The 17,594-nt window shown below is 35.8% G+C and carries 15 protein-coding genes and 2 tRNA genes; 9 read left to right on the plus strand and 8 right to left on the minus strand.

From position 1 onward, the window contains the following. Positions 1–451: 451 nt before the first annotated feature. From QMO11_RS18000 to QMO11_RS18010, 3 genes are all read right to left on the minus strand, one after another. Positions 452–2,023, minus strand: a complete 1,572-nt coding sequence (locus QMO11_RS18000; RefSeq protein ID WP_282038958.1) for an NAD(P)/FAD-dependent oxidoreductase — start codon at positions 2,021–2,023, stop codon at positions 452–454. Between the two features lie 300 nt (positions 2,024–2,323). Then, positions 2,324–3,481: a DUF1501 domain-containing protein gene (locus QMO11_RS18005; protein WP_282038960.1), complete on the minus strand. Its 1,158-nt coding sequence runs from the start codon at positions 3,479–3,481 to the stop codon at positions 2,324–2,326. A gap of 408 nt (positions 3,482–3,889) precedes the next feature. After that, a complete protein-coding gene (locus QMO11_RS18010) occupies positions 3,890–5,221 on the minus strand; it encodes a DUF1800 domain-containing protein (protein WP_282038962.1) in 1,332 nt (443 codons plus the stop codon). A 224-nt stretch (positions 5,222–5,445) separates the two neighbouring features. Between QMO11_RS18010 and QMO11_RS18015 the strand changes: the two genes are divergently transcribed. The 5 genes from QMO11_RS18015 (at position 5,446) to QMO11_RS18035 (ending at position 9,763) form a co-directional block, all read left to right on the plus strand. Beyond that, positions 5,446–6,489, plus strand: coding sequence for an NHL repeat-containing protein (locus QMO11_RS18015; protein ID WP_282038964.1), 1,044 nt, complete (start codon positions 5,446–5,448; stop codon positions 6,487–6,489). A 94-nt stretch (positions 6,490–6,583) separates the two neighbouring features. After that, positions 6,584–7,963, plus strand: a complete 1,380-nt coding sequence (locus tag QMO11_RS18020) for a M28 family metallopeptidase (RefSeq protein WP_282038966.1) — start codon at positions 6,584–6,586, stop codon at positions 7,961–7,963. Between the two features lie 204 nt (positions 7,964–8,167). Then, positions 8,168–8,596 carry a hypothetical protein gene (locus tag QMO11_RS18025; protein WP_282038968.1) on the plus strand — a complete coding sequence of 143 codons (429 nt, stop codon included), beginning with the start codon at positions 8,168–8,170 and terminating at the stop codon, positions 8,594–8,596. A gap of 21 nt (positions 8,597–8,617) precedes the next feature. Beyond that, positions 8,618–9,187, plus strand: a complete 570-nt coding sequence (locus QMO11_RS18030) for a pentapeptide repeat-containing protein (RefSeq protein WP_282038970.1) — start codon at positions 8,618–8,620, stop codon at positions 9,185–9,187. Positions 9,188–9,379: 192 nt separating this feature from the next. Continuing rightward, positions 9,380–9,763 carry a hypothetical protein gene (locus QMO11_RS18035; protein WP_282038972.1) on the plus strand — a complete coding sequence of 128 codons (384 nt, stop codon included), beginning with the start codon at positions 9,380–9,382 and terminating at the stop codon, positions 9,761–9,763. 66 nt (positions 9,764–9,829) lie between these two features. Here the strand turns inward: QMO11_RS18035 and QMO11_RS18040 are convergent. Then, positions 9,830–9,902, minus strand: a tRNA-Phe gene (locus tag QMO11_RS18040). 46 nt (positions 9,903–9,948) lie between these two features. Then, positions 9,949–10,024 (minus strand) — tRNA-Phe (locus QMO11_RS18045). Positions 10,025–10,201: 177 nt separating this feature from the next. On the opposite strand from QMO11_RS18045, the gene QMO11_RS18050 reads away from it, so the two are divergent. From QMO11_RS18050 to QMO11_RS18060, 3 genes are all read left to right on the plus strand, one after another. Beyond that, positions 10,202–11,422, plus strand: a complete 1,221-nt coding sequence (locus tag QMO11_RS18050) for a M16 family metallopeptidase (protein ID WP_282038974.1) — start codon at positions 10,202–10,204, stop codon at positions 11,420–11,422. Between the two features lie 11 nt (positions 11,423–11,433). Beyond that, complete coding sequence (locus QMO11_RS18055; RefSeq protein ID WP_282038976.1) at positions 11,434–12,075, plus strand: O-methyltransferase; 642 nt, start codon at positions 11,434–11,436, stop codon at positions 12,073–12,075. Between the two features lie 64 nt (positions 12,076–12,139). Next, positions 12,140–12,631, plus strand: coding sequence for a flavodoxin (locus tag QMO11_RS18060; RefSeq protein WP_282038978.1), 492 nt, complete (start codon positions 12,140–12,142; stop codon positions 12,629–12,631). Here QMO11_RS18060 and QMO11_RS18065 read toward each other — a convergent pair. Continuing rightward, positions 12,628–12,888 carry a hypothetical protein gene (locus QMO11_RS18065; RefSeq protein ID WP_282038980.1) on the minus strand — a complete coding sequence of 87 codons (261 nt, stop codon included), beginning with the start codon at positions 12,886–12,888 and terminating at the stop codon, positions 12,628–12,630. The two genes, QMO11_RS18060 and QMO11_RS18065, sit on opposite strands and share 4 nt — an antisense overlap. 307 nt (positions 12,889–13,195) lie before the next feature. On the opposite strand from QMO11_RS18065, the gene QMO11_RS18070 reads away from it, so the two are divergent. After that, positions 13,196–14,740 carry a sensor histidine kinase gene (locus QMO11_RS18070; protein WP_282038981.1) on the plus strand — a complete coding sequence of 515 codons (1,545 nt, stop codon included), beginning with the start codon at positions 13,196–13,198 and terminating at the stop codon, positions 14,738–14,740. A gap of 52 nt (positions 14,741–14,792) precedes the next feature. On the opposite strand, the gene ettA is transcribed toward QMO11_RS18070, so the two are convergent. Together ettA and QMO11_RS18080 are read right to left on the minus strand one after the other, a co-directional pair. After that, a complete protein-coding gene (gene ettA / locus QMO11_RS18075; RefSeq protein ID WP_282038983.1) occupies positions 14,793–16,478 on the minus strand; it encodes an energy-dependent translational throttle protein EttA in 1,686 nt (561 codons plus the stop codon). Between the two features lie 111 nt (positions 16,479–16,589). Continuing rightward, the gene (locus tag QMO11_RS18080; protein WP_282038985.1) at positions 16,590–17,435 is read right to left on the minus strand and encodes a beta/alpha barrel domain-containing protein; all 846 of its coding nucleotides are present in this window, start codon (positions 17,433–17,435) and stop codon (positions 16,590–16,592) included. Between the last annotated feature and the right edge of the window lie 159 nt (positions 17,436–17,594).

The following is a 17,594-nucleotide window of genomic DNA, read 5'->3' on the forward strand; positions in this document are numbered from 1 at the left end:
TAACTTTTGTAATTTAAAAACAGCAATAAATGCAGAGTGAGGCTTTTTGTTTTATATTTTTTTAATAAAAACCAAGAAAATAAGGAGGGTATTGGTCTATTTTCTACAAAAAAGTAGTGAATTAGTAAGGTAATTGGAGGTTTTGGTAGGATTTATTTTTTTATGCAAGCCATATCTAAAACGAAATATGCCTTGCCGATTTTGGGCAAGCCATATCTAAAACGAAATATGCCTTGCCGATTTTAGGCAAGCCATATCTAAAACGAAATACGCCTTGCCGATTTTGGGCGAGCCATATCTAAACTGAAATATGCCTTGCCGATTTTGGGCGAGCCATATCTAAAACGAAATATGCCTTGCTGATTTTGGGCAAGCCATATCTAAACTGAAATATGCCTTGCTGATTTTGGGCAAGCCTCATCTGAATTGAAATAAGATTCTTTACTGTGAACTAACTTAAGGATTTTAACATCTCGGCCACAGCATCGGCACATTTTTCTCCATCAATGGCTGATGAAGCAATACCTCCGGCATAACCTGCTCCTTCGCCACATGGGAATAAACCTTCTATTTGCGGATGTTGGAATGTATACGGGCTACGAGGAATACGAACTGGCGATGATGTGCGCGATTCCGTTCCTAATACCACGGCATCTTCCGTAAGGAAACCCTTGGCCCATTTGCCAAACTGAGAGAAGCCCTCTTGCAAACGCGAGGTAATACCTTCCGGCAATACAAAATGTAAAGGCGAAGCAATTGTACCAGGTACATACGAGGTGTCGGGTAAATCGAAAGACAATCGAGAATCTACAAAATCGGTTAATCGTTGTGCCGGCGCAACAATACCGTTACCACCATTAATGTAGCACAAACGCTCTACTTCTTTCTGATACTCTAAACCAGCCAAAACGCCATGCTTTTTAAACTCATCAGGGATATCTTCGGGCTTTACCTCAACTACCATTCCTGAGTTAGCATAGGGTGAGTTACGTTTAGATGGCGACATACCGTTCACTACCATTTCGTTTTCGCCCGTCATTGCTGGCACTATAAATCCGCCGGGACACATACAGAATGAGTAAACCCCACGCTCTTGTGCTTGGCACGAAAAACTATAGGAAGCGGCAGGTAAATAATCCCCTCTTCCATCTGGCGAATGGTACTGAATTTGGTCAATCAACTCTTGTGCATGCTCAACCCTAACGCCCATAGCCCATGTTTTGGCTTCGAGCTGAATAGATAGGTTATTAAGCATGGTGTATATATCGCGGGCACTATGTCCGGTAGCCAATATTACAGCTTCGGCCATTAGTTTTGTTCCATCGGCGCAAACCACACCTTTTACTTTAGCATCGGCTAAAACCAAATCTTTAACTGCAGTATTAAATAACACTTCTCCACCAGCTGATCGAATAGACTCGCGCATGGCTTTGATTACCGATGGCAAACGATCGGTTCCGATGTGCGGATGCGAATCGATTAATATATCGGTTTGCGCTCCATGAAAATGAAGTACGTTTAATATCTTTTTAAAATCACCACGCTTGGTGCTTCGTGTGTAAAGCTTACCATCAGAATAGGTTCCTGCTCCACCCTCGCCAAACGAGTAATTCGACTCGGGATTTACGCCTTGATTTCTATTCAGTTGTGCAATATCTACTTTACGCTCGTTTACATCTTTACCACGCTCTAATACGATGGGCTTAAAACCCAACTCTATTAAACGCAATGCAGCAAACAAACCACCAGGGCCTGCTCCTACTACAATAACCTCGGGCTTTGATGAAACATCTTTATACTCAAACTCTGGAAATTCTTGTTCGGGTGGCGTAGTGTTGGCATAAACATCGAGGTACAATTGAACCATTACATTACGCTGACGTGCATCTATCGATCTTTTGCGAATTCGTATCGCAGTGATCTTGTCGGGGCTAACTTTCATTTTTTTAGCCACCAGTGATTTATAATTCTTCTCATCAGACGCCTGTTCGGGCGTTAAGCGTAATGCTATATCTTTCTTCATTCTACCTTATTATTATAGCGCAAAGATAAAATAATTATCAATTGGTAATTGTTAATTATTAATTGCTTTACAGCCTGAGGAAAGTTATGGTAGCTTGCAATAGCGAATGAATGCACAGAACTCCTAACTTATGGAGACTGCAAAAGGGATTGAAGTGGCAGCAAAGATTTGCTTTTGCCACTTTGCCCTGACTACGGAGGCGACCAGAGGAAGCCCACGTAAGGCAGATGGCAATGTGAGCAAAGGCGGAGCTTTGGTATAATGGAAAGCCCGTATTTTGCCCAAATAATTACGATGACTTTATGTGGTAAACCCGCTTGATGGCAAACCTACTTTAGAGTTTAACCAATTTTTAAGCAAGTGTGCGTAAATACTCCTAAAATCCATAGTGTGCAACAAATCATTATTTTCTGATTTAGTAAGATCGGTACTGCCATTCTGAAAACCGGGCGTATCCATTCCTCCACCCAACACATACACATTACTGGCTTTGCCATGATCGGTTCCTTTGCTTCCGTTTTCTTTAATGCGGCGGCCAAACTCCGAGAAAATAAGAATGCGTGTGCTATTCCAATTATTACTTTGCTTGAGGTCGTTCACAAAAGCACTAAGGGCAGTATCTAAATTTTGATGAAGCTGTTTTTGTCGGCCCAACTGTGCACCATGCGTATCAAAACCACCTATAGAATGGTAATAAATAGAGGTATCCACTCCTGCTCCAATAAGCTGAGCTATGGTTTTTAATGAGCGCCCATTTGCACTGTTCGGATAGGTGATGGTGGATTTATAGGTGCGGAATTTATCGAATATATAATCGGTACTTTGCTGCGTTTGCACAAAGGTTTTATAAAGGTATTCTGATTTTGAATCAGTAGCTGATAGATTTCGGAGCTGCTTAAAAAAATCAGTGTTACCCGTTCGCATTAGCGTGTAAGGATGATCGAAAGCCATACCGTAACCCTTATCTCCCTTAAGGGCCAAGGATAAGCTAGTGCCTATTTCAATGGCATGATGTGGTTTCTGACAGTCTGCATCGAGGTATTTACCCAACCACCCTGTGCTTAAATACTGATTGGCATCGCTGGCGGTTAACCAAATATCGGTTGCCCGGAAGTGTGATTTATTCTGATTGGGATATCCAACCTGATTGTACACACTCATTTCGCCATTTTCGAAAAACTGAGCCATGCTTTTTAAGGACGGATTAAACCCTAAATCATGGTTAAGTTTTAATACTTGATTTTTAGGAATGGCAATATTAGGTCGGCTTTTATAATATATATCGTTTTGATAAGGAACGAGGGTGTTTAATCCGTCGTTACCCCCTGCTAGTTGTATAACCACAAGTTTGTTTCCGTTTGCAGATTGCAAATTAGCTGAGGCTCCGCTTAGAAACTGAGGCATAAATGCAGCGCTACTCGCTACTAAACCTGATTTAAGAAATGTCCTGCGCTTCATATTTATCGACTTAATTTTACATTAAAAAGAATAAATTATGGGTGCTTGATTAACACATCATTGTTGTCCTAAATAATATTACGTATTGGGTTTTCAACCCAAACCTGCCTACCGGCAGGTAGGCCCGACTTACTTTTCTTTCCTTGATGAAAGAAAGTAAGCAAAGAAAATCAAGGCTGCTTTCCAAATAGGTTCTTATTTATCTAAAGCTTAAGTGCGTTTGGGCGATTTTCGAGCAAAGCTCTCAACTTCCCAAACTTACTATAGCTTCAGCTAAAACGAATCCTATTTGTAAAGAGGCCAACCTACGAGGCGCTTAAATACATACTCATAAAAATTCCAATTTTGACACCTTTTTAATAAACAATAATATATGTACAATTTCTTAAAACATTTAGGACGCTATTGTTAACACATTTGAAAATCGGGAACCGATAACATCTTAACTAACTTATCTTTTGGCTTAGTATCGTTAACCAGGGCATACACCTCATCGCTTAATTGTTTACCAAATAACAAAATGGCTTGTTGCCGATTGCTCAATTGAAACAGCTCATCTAAATAACTCCAATCAACAGAAACTGTTACTTTTTCTCTTCCTTTTGAGCGCTCCATTGAAGCCATATCACTATCTGAATCAATAACACCACCTTGATACAAGATAGATGCCATGCGCATACGGTACATCAGAGTGTTACTATCAATCCAACTTTGTCCGCCTGGCCAACCGGCAACATTTGGCGGATTAAGCAATACCTGTCCCATAACACGCTGCATGCTCATTAACTGCTTTGATTTTTCAATTTGATAGGGCATTAGTGCATACATGCTTACCATAGCTTCGAGCGGAGATTTTATTTTTGATGCGATATTCGCTTCGTTATAAAACCACTTAGCACTAAACAAATAGCGCATTAATTCTTCTACATCGTAGTTCGCATAAAGCACTTCTGATAATTCTTTAACGCGAGCAGCATCAACATTTTCGTTCACAAACTCTTTGTAAACTTTGGTACATATAAACTGTGCACATTCTTTATTTACGAGTATGATATTTACGATATCCTCTCCACTAAAATTACCTCTCTTACCCAAAAATACTTTTTCACCCTCATCGTGCTGACGCTTTGCAACTAAAAACCTTCCATCAGGCGTAGCCTTCCAACCCGTAAAGGCGCGAGCAGCTTCCTTTATATCCGACTCGGTATATAAAACATCGCGCCCTAGCGTAAATAATTCCATCAACTCGCGAGCGTAATTCTCGTTGGGTGCTTCCTTTTTATTTTTATTATTATCCAAATATTGAATCATAGCCGCATCCTTGGATACCGCCAAAACAAACTCGCGAAAATTACCCAGGGCATGCTCGCGTAACAAGTTGTTATACTGAACGGCATGCTTTATATTTTTGCTACTGGCCACAAAATGATTGGCCCAAAATAACACCATTCGCTCTTGAATATTTTGATGATCACTGGCCATACGGTTAAACCACACTAAATTAAACTCCTGAAGTTTTTCACGATTCATCTTTTGCCACTTCATGCGCTCTTGCGGACTGAGCTTTTGCATGTTTGTGAAAGATATATCGGAATAATCGATACTGAGCGACTTAATTTCAGCCTTACTAAATAAGTTATCAACAGCAGTCTTTCTTGATTTTGGGATATTTTGCAATTGATTTGGAGACACGCCCAACTGAGCACGCTTGAGTAAGTGTATGTAGTGAGACTCTTTCATAATGAATATCAATTTAAGGGGTTTCTCAATATAATGAATAATTCTCACTCTATAATTGATACAACATTGTTGATGCTAACAATAATTAATTTTGATAATTGCGTGCTAACAATGGTTAATAGCGTGCCACTGTATAAAATACTTTTTATTAAGGCTCCAGAATAATAGACTGATAGCTAAAAACATATCTTCAAACCGAACGTTAGTAAGCAAAAACAAAGTCTATGAAAACATTACAACTTACTTTTGCCTCATTTGTGGCAACTATTATCATTTCGAGCAGCGTACTTGCTCAAGATCCATCACAATCGAATACGCTACAACCAGCCAAACTATTTGCTGAGCTGCCCGATAAATGCCCAACTCCCGATGCTTTTGATATCGCTCCTGATGGCAGCTTAACGCTCTCATGCCCTAACTATGCCGATGCTAGCAAACCCGGCATTCTAATGCGCATTGATAAAAACGGAACCGTTAGCACCATAGGAGAGGTTCCTGTTTTGGAACAAACCGGGAGAGCTAAACCAATGGGAATTGCTTACGCCCCTAATGGTAAATTATTTGTTTGCGATAATCAGAATAAAGAACAAGGTAGACTCTTGTGCTTAAGCATTGAAAACAATAAAATAGTCAATTCTGAAACCGTAGCATACGGATTTAAAAGCATTAACGGAATTAGATATCACGATAATTCAGTGTATGTAACTCAAACTGCATTACCCAAATTTAAAACCAAGCACTTAACAAGTGGCGTATACTGTTTTAATATTGCTGATAGAAATATTAAAGTAAACAACGATGCCTCGGATGAGAACCTAATTTATACCTCAAAAACCGAAAACCCAAAAAGACAATTTGGATTAGACGGCTTAGTATTTAATAAAGCGGGGCACTTATTTGTAGGCAATTTAGGTGATGCTCGCATCTATAAATTAACATTGAAAGACAACAAGGTAACTCACGAAGAAGTATATGCACAATTGCCTATTACAGCCGGACCCGATGGCATAAACATTGATGACCAAGGAAATTTATATGTGGCTGGGTTTTTACAGAACCAAATTTTTAAGATAGATACCAAACAAAAAGTAAGCATACTTGCTGAATATCCGGATAACGATGGTTCCAACGGACAAATAGATCAACCCGCCGACTTAATAGTGTATGATAACAAACTTATTATATCAAACTTCGACCTAATGGTGCAAGAGGGAGTTGTAAATACGGCTCATGGTAAACCCTATACCATATCATACATTGATTTATAGATGATTAAAAATAAGATTGTTTAACAGAATTTTTAGCGCAGGTATTATTATGATTAACTACTTTTGATCAATAAATAAACTAATACCTTAAACAATGAGAAACTTAATGATTATCTCCTTACTATTAATTGCGCTTAATAGTGAGGGGCAAAACACAAATGTGGATACCTTAAAAAAACACATTGAATACCTCACATCTATAGAATTAAATGGAAGAATATCCGGAACTCCCGAAGGATATAAAGCTGCAGAATACATTGCTGATCAGTTTAGACAGAATGACATAAGCCCCTACACCGATTCTACGGAATACTTTCAGTTTTTTGAAAAGGAATACACAACACATAAGCCCAGTTATTTAATTAAGGATAACGACACTAGCGAAATTTACAACATCAATAAACACGAGTTTCTATTAAATGAATCCGAATTTTTAATTAGTAAAGATGCAGATCAAGACAGTACTTTATTTTACCCAATTGAAGTGGCTAAAATGGAACAGGCTTTTGAAGAGGCTGTGGCATTAAAAGAAAAAGAAGGCATTCACAACTTCATATTTCTACTAAAGGATAGCAAGAAAAAAGGCGTACGTGTTAAAATGAAAAACCTCAACGCTACAAATAAATACCACGAGGCTAAAATTTGTTACAAATATGGCTCCTCTGAATATATGCGAGATAAGGAAGAATTTAATGCACTTAAAGAGCGTATCAATGGCTTAAACATTTATTTGGCAAACAAAGATTTTATTGCGAATAAAACCAGTTTTAGCATAAGCGAAGAACCCGATTCTGTTTACACCAAACAATACCAGAACGTGATAGGCACAATGAAAGGAAGTAACCCTAATCTGAAACCTCTGATTATTTGTGCGCATTACGACCATATTGATTCTCTCTACTCTAGAAAAACAAAAGTTGCAGCCGAAACAGATTATTACCCGGGTGCCGATGATAATGCTTCTGGTACAACTGCGGTAATAGAAATTGCAAAAAATCTGAAAAGCAATAAAATATTACCAAAGCAGGATATTTACTTTTGCTTATTCGATGCCGAAGAAATAGGACTAGTGGGTTCTGAATATTTAGCTGAGCAGCTAGATGAGAATGTTGATTTTGTGATTAATGCAGATATGATTGGGCGAGATAAAAAGAATAAGAAAAAAAACAAAAATCTCATTCTAGCAATATCAAAAGGAGAAAAAGGAAGGGCTTTTGACAAGAGCTACAAGAAATATCTAAAAGATTCAAAGAGCTCACTTAAACTACAGAATAATGGAATTTCATTTACTCGTTTAATATTTAGGATTGCATCCGATCAGGCAAGCTTCGCTAAAAAAGCAAACTTTACCATTTTTACAACAGGCTTACACCCCGATTACCATACACACAACGATACTGCTGACAAAATCAATTACGAAAAACTCAATGAGTTTGTCAATACTTTATCAGCTTACCTATCCAATAATTTATAAAAACTAAAACGGAAGGTGATAAACAAGCACCTTCCTATACTTCCTACCCAAAAGCAATTAATCCTACACGAATAACAGTTCAGGGATTCCATTCGTGAATACGAATAACAGTTAAGGCATTCCATTCGTGAATACGAATAATACTCACAATTAAAGAAACATTAGCACGTTAATAAGAGTATACTTTCAAGTAAACAAAAAGATATGCAACACAATATTAAATTTTGGCTACCTCTATTTTTTGGGTTTGCTTTTTCGTCATTATTCGGGATAAGCATATCAAACCACCTAACAATAGAAGGTTTTTGGTTTTTAAATATTCCTATAAAGATGGAGGAGGTCGCAGGAACAGATTCTGAGAATGCCATTTTAAAATCCGGACTTTTAGGTTACGTATTTTACTTAATATTTGGAGTAAATATTCTTTTATATCAAATAAAACATTCTGGAAGAAAAGCTTCCGTAACAATGTTCTTAGCGATTCTGACCTATACTATGACAATCGAGAGTCGGTTCTTATACAATAGCTATTTAGGAAATTATACGGGCAGGCACTTATACATTGCCTTTCCAATTTTTGTGTATGGTTTAATTATTTACCTAAAAGCTATTAAACCTAAACAAGTATTATAAAAAGCGACATATTTAATTACAATGCACTACATAAATGATACGAATTTCGAGAATGAAAACTTCTTCGAATCTGCACTAACACAAGGCGACTACGAGTACTGCTCTTTTATTAACTGCAATTTTGCCAATTGCGATATTTCCAGTTTCAAGTTCATTGATTGTGATTTTACCGACTGTGATTTTAGCTCTTGCGCCATCATGTCAACATCCTTTCAGAATATTAAATTTAATAATTGCAAGATGCTCGGTTTGCAATTTGACACATGCAATCCTTTTGCCTTATCATTAAACTTTAGTAATTGCATTTTAAACCATTCGGTTTTTTACTCTCAAAAACTGAACAATACACATTTTTCATCTTGCCAATTAAAAGAAGTTGACTTCAGTAATTGTCAATTAAAGTCAGCAAATTTTAAGGCCTCCGATTTACTATTTGCCATTTTTGAAGGTTGCAATCTCGAAAAAGCTAATTTTTCTGAAGCCAAGAACTATACGATCAACCCTGAATTAAACATAATGAAAGGTGCACAATTCGATATTCCTGAGGTAATTGGACTTTTAAATAAGTATAAATTAAAAATAAATTTATGATTAATATTTAGTCATAAATACTGAGCTATTATACGAAAGACGTAAGGTTTCACATATAACCACACTTACTTATCTTTTTGATTAAATGCTATTTTTATGTGCTAAAAGCACTATTATGTTCGATTAATTTTTGAAAGTAAAAAAAGTATATTAGTTTTACAAAGCATTAAATATCAATTGCCCTAAAACTTAATGAAAGAAATTACTCTATATAATCTTGATCATGTGATGTCAATCGCCACTTTAAATCAGGTTGAAAAGGACGAATACTTCCCGTCTCTTTCAGAGTACTTTTCATGGGTTACTAATTCAATTTGGAAAAAGAAAGAAACAGAACACGAATTAAGTATTCAAAGGGCTATTGAGGAAAAATACACATTCATTCTCATATCTATATTAAACTCATCATCGGAGGCAGAAAGCACTCTATCTAGCCTTGCTGCAAATGAACTCAAGAATATATTAGATGTGTTAATAGATGGGATCTTCTTAGAAGAGAATGATCACAACACATACCTATTGGAAATTATCGACAGCATAGAACACCCTGCCTTAAATAAGATAATTCAATTATAATTCTCCTAAATTTTATAAAACAAAAAACCCTGACAGATTAAAAATCTATCAGGGTTTCTTTAAATGTGGTGCCACCTGGGATCGAACCAGGGACACATGGATTTTCAGTCCATTGCTCTACCTACTGAGCTATGGCACCTCACTTTTCAACTGAGGTTTTCTGCAAAACAGAACCACATTTTTGTTGGTGGTGCCACCTGGGATCGAACCAGGGACACATGGATTTTCAGTCCATTGCTCTACCTACTGAGCTATGGCACCAACTGTTATTTCATTCATCCTGCATCGTTCTGCAGGTAGGCCTTTTGTTTAAGGCGGTGCAAATATACACAAAGATTTTATACCTCAAAATTCTTTTTAAAGTTTCTCTATTATTTTTATTGCTATAGGTATTGAAATACGCTGTACTTTAGTACTTTTGCACTCCAATATTTTTTTATGGAATTTTATACACATACTTTAGAAAACGGAATACGCATCATACACAAACCCGAAAAATCGGAAGTTGGGTATTGTGGCATGATAATAAATGCAGGGTCGAGAGACGAAAAGGAGCATGAGCATGGGATGGCGCATTTTATTGAGCATGTAGTTTTTAAAGGAACTAAAAAGAGGCGAGCATATCATGTACTGAGCAGGCTTGATGATGTAGGCGGAGAATTAAATGCCTACACTACTAAAGAAGAGACATGTATTTATGCTACCTACTTGAAAGATGATTATGAGCGATCGATGGATTTGATTGCTGATATTACTTTTCATTCTATATTTCCTGAAAAAGAATTAATAAAAGAGAAAGAAGTAATTGTTGATGAAATCAACTCGTATAAAGATTCTCCGGCCGAATTAATCTTCGACGATTTTGAAGAACTACTTTACCCCAACCATGCCATAGGCAGAAACATCCTGGGCACACCTGAAATGCTAAAAAGCTTTACCCGAGAAGATATATTTACATTTATGAAGAACAACTACCATACTGATCAAATGGTATTTTGTTCTGTTGGTAGTGAAGATTTTAAACGAGTGGTACGCTTGGCTGAAAAATATTTTGGTCATATTCAATCAAATCCAAGAATTAACAAGCGCGATTCAATTATTAAAACATCTCCACAAAATATCACAATTGATAAAGACACCTATCAAAGCCATATTATAATTGGAGGTACTGCATTTGACTATAAACACCCTAACCGATTAGGCTTGCACCTACTAAATAACTTATTGGGTGGTCCGGGGATGAATAGTAGATTGAATATGTCACTCCGAGAAAAAAGAGGAATTGCTTATAACATTGAATCTACTTATACCCCATTTTATGGCACAGGAGTTTTCTCTATCTATTTAGGCACCGATAAAAAGAATATCGATAAGAGTATTCGAATAGTTCATAAAGAACTCGCCGATCTCAGAAATAATAAATTGGGCGCAATGCAATTGCACAAGGCCAAACGTCAATTAAAAGGTCAAATTGCCATTTCATCTGAAAATAAAGAAAGCTTAATGCTTAACATTGCTAAAAGCTATTTGCTTTATAACAAGGTAGATTCTTTAGAATATATTTATGAAAAAATTGATGCCATAAGTGCATCCGATTTAATGGAAATTGCAAACCAAACCTTTAATCCCGACCAATTTTCACAACTTGTTTACCTATAATTAATACCAGTATGTTCAAAACAGACATTGAACTCGAAAATTATATACTAGACCATATTAACGACGAAGATAAGCTGCTATATGAGCTGAATAGACAAACGCATCTAAAAATTCTTCGTCCTCGTATGTTATCGGGCCACCTACAAGGACAAATCCTTAAAATGATTTGTAATATGGTGCAGCCAACCAATATATTAGAGATTGGCACATTTACTGGCTATTCGTGCATCTGCATGGCGCAAACTTTACCACAAAATGGTTTTATAGATACCATTGATATTGATGATGAAATAAAACCTTTTACCGAAAGTTTTTTTCAGAAATCAGGCTATGCCGATAAGATAAAAATGCATATTGGCGATGCCATGGATATTATGCCGACACTAAACAAAAAATACGATCTAATTTTTATGGATGGTGATAAAAGGCAATATCCAGATTATTATGAGATTTGCTATCAACTCTTAAATCCTGGTGGTTACATATTAGCCGATAACATTCTTTGGGATGGAAAGGTCATTCAGAAATTAGACCCCAATGATAAATACACCAAGGGTATTTTAGATTTTAATAAAATGGTTAAAAATGATAACAGAGTAGAAAAAGTTATTTTCCCTTTTAGGGATGGCATTTTTGTTATCAAGAAGAAATAAATAAACATTTTGCAGCACATCACGTTCTGCTACCTAATCACTAACAACTAAAAGCAGTTATTCTATGAAAAAAATTGGAATATTTTACGGATCATCTGTCGGGAATACTCGATTTGTTGCAGAAAAACTCGCTGATTTAATACCAAATTCGATACTAACTCCGGTTGAAAAAGCATCTCAAGAAATAATAGAATCGTTTGACATCCTTATTTTAGGTACATCAACTTGGGGAGTTGGGAATTTACAAGATGATTTTGAAAGTTTTGTGGATACACTTGTAACTTGCAATCTAAATGGCAAAACCATTGCATTATTTGGCCTCGGAGATCAATTTACATATCCTGATACTTATTGTAACGGGATGGGTAAACTTTTTGAACTAATAAAAGATAAAGGATCTAACTTTATTGGCAGCTGGCCAATTGATGAGTACGATTTTTCGGAGTCAATAGCTGTTGTAGATGGTGAATTTGTTGGCCTTGCCTTAGATGAAGATAATGAGCCCGACTTAACGGATTATAGATTAACTGAGTGGGTTAAAACGCTACAATTTTAAACAATAATTCTATCCATATCCTTTTTATCAAAAAGGGTTGGATAGTCCTCCATAAAGTGATCCATAACGGTACGCATTAACACTTCTCGCATGAATTTCGATTTATTTTTGATTCTATTTTTCTTGCAATAAGCATCTATAGCAGCTTCCTCCTTCTCATTAAGCATAAATGTAGCCTTCCTAGTCCTGCGCAAAGCACTAGGTGTTAACGCAGTTGTTTCCTTCTTTGAATCCGATTTCTTTTTACTTTTCCCCATCTACCTATTCGCAATAATGCTTAACTAACACAAAAGTAGAAAATTACACCAACTCCAAGGTATATTCTTATAAAAATAATGATTAACAGCAATCTTGCGGTGGTGAGCAAATTTGTGATCCACTTCATTTTATAAAGCGAAGTCTTATTTTTAATCTAAAGAATCAATGCATCTATCGTTAGGATTTTAATTCACACCATAAAGGTATTCTATAATTTAGAGTACTATTATTTTTTTACATAACTTGAGATCTAGATGTATTGATAATACCCAATCAATTTGCTTATACTTTTTTGAATTTATTAGAATGAAAAGATATATAAAACCCGATTCTAATGATGATTTTGACACATTAAGTAATGACGAAAAATCAGCATTAATAAACGAATACATAGAAAAAGAATCCCGATACAAGGCTCTTTCAGAAGCCACTTTTGAAGGCATATTCATTACTCAAAATGGATATTGTGTAGATGCAAATCAGAGTGGCTGTGATATGTTAGGGTACAAATTAGAAGAACTAATCGGCATGTATGCCACTGATGTTATTTTACCCGAATACAAAGAATTGGCTTACAATATGATGATTAGTGGATCAGAAGAACCCTACAACGTTGCTGCCGTAAGAAAAGATGGATCAACCTTCATTGCTGAAGTTCGGGGTAAAAACTACTTACTCAATGAAACTGCAAAATCTAGAGTAGTAATTTTAAGGGATATAACTGAACATCTAAAAGTTGCAGAGAAACTAAAAGCAAGCGAAAAAAAGTATAGGACCGTTGTTGAACATGCTGGAGATGGCATTTTAATAGGTAATCTTGAAGGTAAAATAATAGATGTAAACCATGGCTTCCTAAATATGGTTGGCTATCAAAAAGATGAAATTATCAACCAACACATCTCAAAAATATTTGATAAGGAATCACTAACCAACTCACCTCTGCAATTTGATACTTTAGATAAGGGTGGCACCATCATCCTAGAACGTTATATTGTTTCAAAAGAAGGAGAACGAATTCCGATTGAAATGAATTCGACAAAACCCGATCAAAGCTATTATTTAACAATAGTTAGAGACTTAAGGGAACGAAACAAAGTAAAAAATGATTTATTAAGAACCAATGAAGAGTTAGTATTAGCTAAAGAAAAAGCAGAAGAAAGTGACCGATTAAAATCAGCGTTCTTAGCAAATATGAGCCATGAAATTCGCACTCCAATGAATGGCATTATAGGATTTACAGAACTACTTAAGAATCCGACTATTAATCCAAGCACACGCCAAGAATATTTAAATTTAATACTCAATAACGGTCAGCAACTTTTGGGAATAATTAATGACTTATTAGAAATTTCGAAAATTGAAACTGGACAAGTAATACTTGAGAATGGACCATTTAATATTCATGAGTTGTTTAATGAGTTACAAAATTTCTTTAATTCAATTGCGCTACTCAATCAGAATAAGATCATATTTACACTAGATGAACTCAGCTCTAGCACATATAATGGCGATAAATATAAAATACAACAAGTTTTAACTAACCTAATAAATAATGCGCTTAAATTCACCAAGGAAGGAACTGTTGAGATAATAGCAAAGAGCAGTAATGATAGTGTTTTATTTGCGGTAAAAGATAGTGGTATCGGAATACATCCTAACGATATAGAGCATATTTTTAATCGGTTTACACAAATCAGTAATAGTGATTTAAAGAAAGAAAAAGGTACTGGTTTAGGTTTATCCATATGTAAAAACCTAGTTCATATGATGAATGGCGAAATTTGGGTGGAATCAGAACTTAACATCGGGTCTAAGTTCTACTTTGAACTGCCGCTAAAACAAATAGATTAATCAATTGAAAAAGGCTATTCATTAAATGAATAGCCTTTATATTTTGTTAGAATTACTTCACTAACTTCTTATATCTAATACGCTTCGGTCCAACATCTCCAAGTCTTCTTTTCTTATTTTCCTCATATTCAGAAAACGATCCTTCGAAATAATATACAACAGAATCTCCCTCAAAAGCAAGAATGTGCGTAGCTACGCGATCGAGGAACCAACGATCATGCGATATAACAACAGCACATCCAGCAAAATCATCTAAACCTTCCTCTAGGGCACGCAAGGTATTTACATCAATATCATTGGTAGGCTCATCAAGAAGAAGAACATTTGCCTCTTCTTTTAATGTCATTGCCAAATGCAGACGATTTCGCTCACCTCCTGAAAGAACACCACATTTCTTTTCTTGATCTCCTCCTGTAAAGTTAAAACGACCTAAATAAGCACGAGAGTTAAGTTCTCGTCCTCCAATTTTTATGGTTTCCTGTCCGTCGGCTACAACTTGATAAACTGTTTTTTCTTCATCCATGGATTCATGAGTCTGATCCACATAGCCCACTTTAACAGTTTCTCCAACCTCAAAAGTACCAGAATCAACATCCTCTAATCCCATGATCATCCGGAATAAAGTTGTTTTACCAGCACCATTAGGACCAATAACCCCTACGATACCATTCTTAGGCAAAACAAACTCAAGATCTTCAAAAAGCAATTGCTGATCAAAAGCCTTGGCTACTTTATGCGACTCTATAACCTTATCTCCTAATCGAGGTCCGTTTGGAATAAAAATCTCTAACTTTTCTTCTTTCTGCTTCACATCTTCATCTAATAGTTTATCGTATGAAGATAAACGCGCCTTAGATTTAGCCTGACGTGCTTTCGGAGCCATTCGTACCCACTCTAACTCGCGCTCTAATGTTTTTCTGCGTTTAGAAACAGTTTTCTCTTCCTGCTCCATTCTTTTGGTCTTTTGATCTAACCATGAAGAATAATTTCCTTTCCAAGGAATACCTTCACCTCGATCAAGCTCAAGAATCCAACCAGCTACATTATCTAAGAAGTAACGATCATGCGTTACTGATATAACAGTTCCTTTATATTGCTGCAAATGCATTTCTAACCATTGTACAGATTCTGCGTCAAGGTGGTTAGTTGGCTCATCCAATAATAAAACATCAGGCTCTTGAAGCAATAATCTACACAATGCCACACGGCGCTTTTCTCCTCCTGAAAGGTGCTTTACCAACTTATCTTCATCAGGACAACGTAATGCATCCATCGCTCTATTCAACTTTGTATCTAAATTCCAAGCATCATGTTGATCAATTTTTTCTTGCAATTTAGCCTGCTCATCCATTAAAGCTTGCATCTTGTCAGGATCTTCCAATACCTCTGGATCTGCAAATTTTTCGTTAACAGCATTGTAAGCTGCCAATACATCAACTACTTCTTGCACCCCTTCTTCAACAACTTGCTTCACCGTTTTGGCCTCATCAAGAAGCGGCTCTTGTTCTAACATGCCAATTGAATAACCCGCAGAAAAAACCACCTCACCTTGAAAGTTTTTGTCAACACCGGCAATAATTTTCATTAGTGTAGACTTACCAGAACCATTCAAACCAATGATACCAATTTTTGCCCCATAGAAGAAAGACAAATATATATTATTAAGTATTTTTTTTTGTGGCGGCACAACTTTGCTCACCCCAACCATAGAGAATATAACCTTCTTATCGTCAGACATAAAAGTGTAAATTTTTATTATTAATTTGAACTGCGAATTTAACTAAAATTGATCACAAAAAAAGCTCAACCGACAATTCAGTTGAGCTTTGCTATTATATTACTTATTTGTTTATTTTTTTCCCATTGTTTTAAAATCCTTCAGTAACATTCCATCACGTTTTTTCGGAGTTACCATATGATAATCAAAATAATAAAACTTTGAATCTGCAGCACCAATAACAATTTTATAACAACGTGCTTTATACTTGGTTCCTTCAGGACCAACTTTATGTAAAAACACAACATCGTCATCTTTAGCAGCAATAGCCTCCTCAACTTCTTCTTGCGAAACAATTTTCACATCGTATGGATATACACTTTTAATTTTACTAATTGAATTGGTTTCTGATGTTAAATCATCTTTTACCAACAATAAAGTCTTATCCTTTAAACTTTGAATATTTTTATTGTAATATTTAAAAATATTTGAGTTTATCATGCTTGGATTGCTAGATACCAACTTAACATGATCTTGAATAAAACGAATAAAACCTTCCATTTTATAGGCGTAACTATCATCCTCAACGCGAACATACGACAATGGAATTGAACACAAGTCTGGCATTTGTGATATATTGGCAACATCAGCCCCCATCAGTAAACTCAAAAAAGTATATCTGGCTTTTGTTTTATCCTTATTAAAAGTTACCGTAGAAGTTACAATAAATGAATATGAAGGATCACGTCTTTTCTCCTCAAACTCTTTAATTGAAATAATTTCGTAATCTGTAACATCCCATACATTAGGCATCACCTTTTGAATCATAAAGTTAAAATCCGACATTGGATTTTCATCTTTCACAACATAAGTTTTGGTATCAAAAAAATCTTTATAATCCTTTTCTGTTGAAAGCTTCTGGCTTATTCCATTTAAACAAAATAAGCATACCACTATAGTTGATAAAATTTGTTTCATATCGCTTTTTCTTTTTTTTGAGGTACTTTTTTACTAAAAAAATAGATTAATAAAATAATGATGCTACTTTTAAATAATGCAGTCAATAGCTCTTTCGAAAAATATAGTTAAAGGTTACTTTTTAACAACATTATTTTTAAAAAGTGTTATAATGGCCAC

The organism is Saccharicrinis aurantiacus, assembly GCF_947489045.1.
In the GTDB taxonomy this organism is placed as follows: domain Bacteria; phylum Bacteroidota; class Bacteroidia; order Bacteroidales; family Marinilabiliaceae; genus Saccharicrinis; species Saccharicrinis aurantiacus.

Excerpts from the sequence above, each read along its gene's own strand:
- QMO11_RS18025 (WP_282038968.1), top strand. The coding sequence starts at position 8,168 with ATGCAACACAATATTAAATTTTGGCTACCTCTATTTTTTGGGTTTGCT.
- QMO11_RS18005 (WP_282038960.1), bottom strand. The coding sequence starts at position 3,481 with ATGAAGCGCAGGACATTTCTTAAATCAGGTTTAGTAGCGAGTAGCGCT.
- QMO11_RS18080 (WP_282038985.1), bottom strand. The coding sequence starts at position 17,435 with ATGAAACAAATTTTATCAACTATAGTGGTATGCTTATTTTGTTTAAAT.
- QMO11_RS18035 (WP_282038972.1), top strand. The coding sequence starts at position 9,380 with ATGAAAGAAATTACTCTATATAATCTTGATCATGTGATGTCAATCGCC.
- QMO11_RS18065 (WP_282038980.1), bottom strand. The coding sequence starts at position 12,888 with ATGGGGAAAAGTAAAAAGAAATCGGATTCAAAGAAGGAAACAACTGCG.
- QMO11_RS18000 (WP_282038958.1), bottom strand. The coding sequence starts at position 2,023 with ATGAAGAAAGATATAGCATTACGCTTAACGCCCGAACAGGCGTCTGAT.
- ettA (WP_282038983.1), bottom strand. The coding sequence starts at position 16,478 with ATGTCTGACGATAAGAAGGTTATATTCTCTATGGTTGGGGTGAGCAAA.
- QMO11_RS18030 (WP_282038970.1), top strand. The coding sequence starts at position 8,618 with ATGCACTACATAAATGATACGAATTTCGAGAATGAAAACTTCTTCGAA.
- QMO11_RS18070 (WP_282038981.1), top strand. The coding sequence starts at position 13,196 with ATGAAAAGATATATAAAACCCGATTCTAATGATGATTTTGACACATTA.
- QMO11_RS18060 (WP_282038978.1), top strand. The coding sequence starts at position 12,140 with ATGAAAAAAATTGGAATATTTTACGGATCATCTGTCGGGAATACTCGA.
- QMO11_RS18020 (WP_282038966.1), top strand. The coding sequence starts at position 6,584 with ATGAGAAACTTAATGATTATCTCCTTACTATTAATTGCGCTTAATAGT.
- QMO11_RS18055 (WP_282038976.1), top strand. The coding sequence starts at position 11,434 with ATGTTCAAAACAGACATTGAACTCGAAAATTATATACTAGACCATATT.
- QMO11_RS18050 (WP_282038974.1), top strand. The coding sequence starts at position 10,202 with ATGGAATTTTATACACATACTTTAGAAAACGGAATACGCATCATACAC.
- QMO11_RS18010 (WP_282038962.1), bottom strand. The coding sequence starts at position 5,221 with ATGAAAGAGTCTCACTACATACACTTACTCAAGCGTGCTCAGTTGGGC.
- QMO11_RS18015 (WP_282038964.1), top strand. The coding sequence starts at position 5,446 with ATGAAAACATTACAACTTACTTTTGCCTCATTTGTGGCAACTATTATC.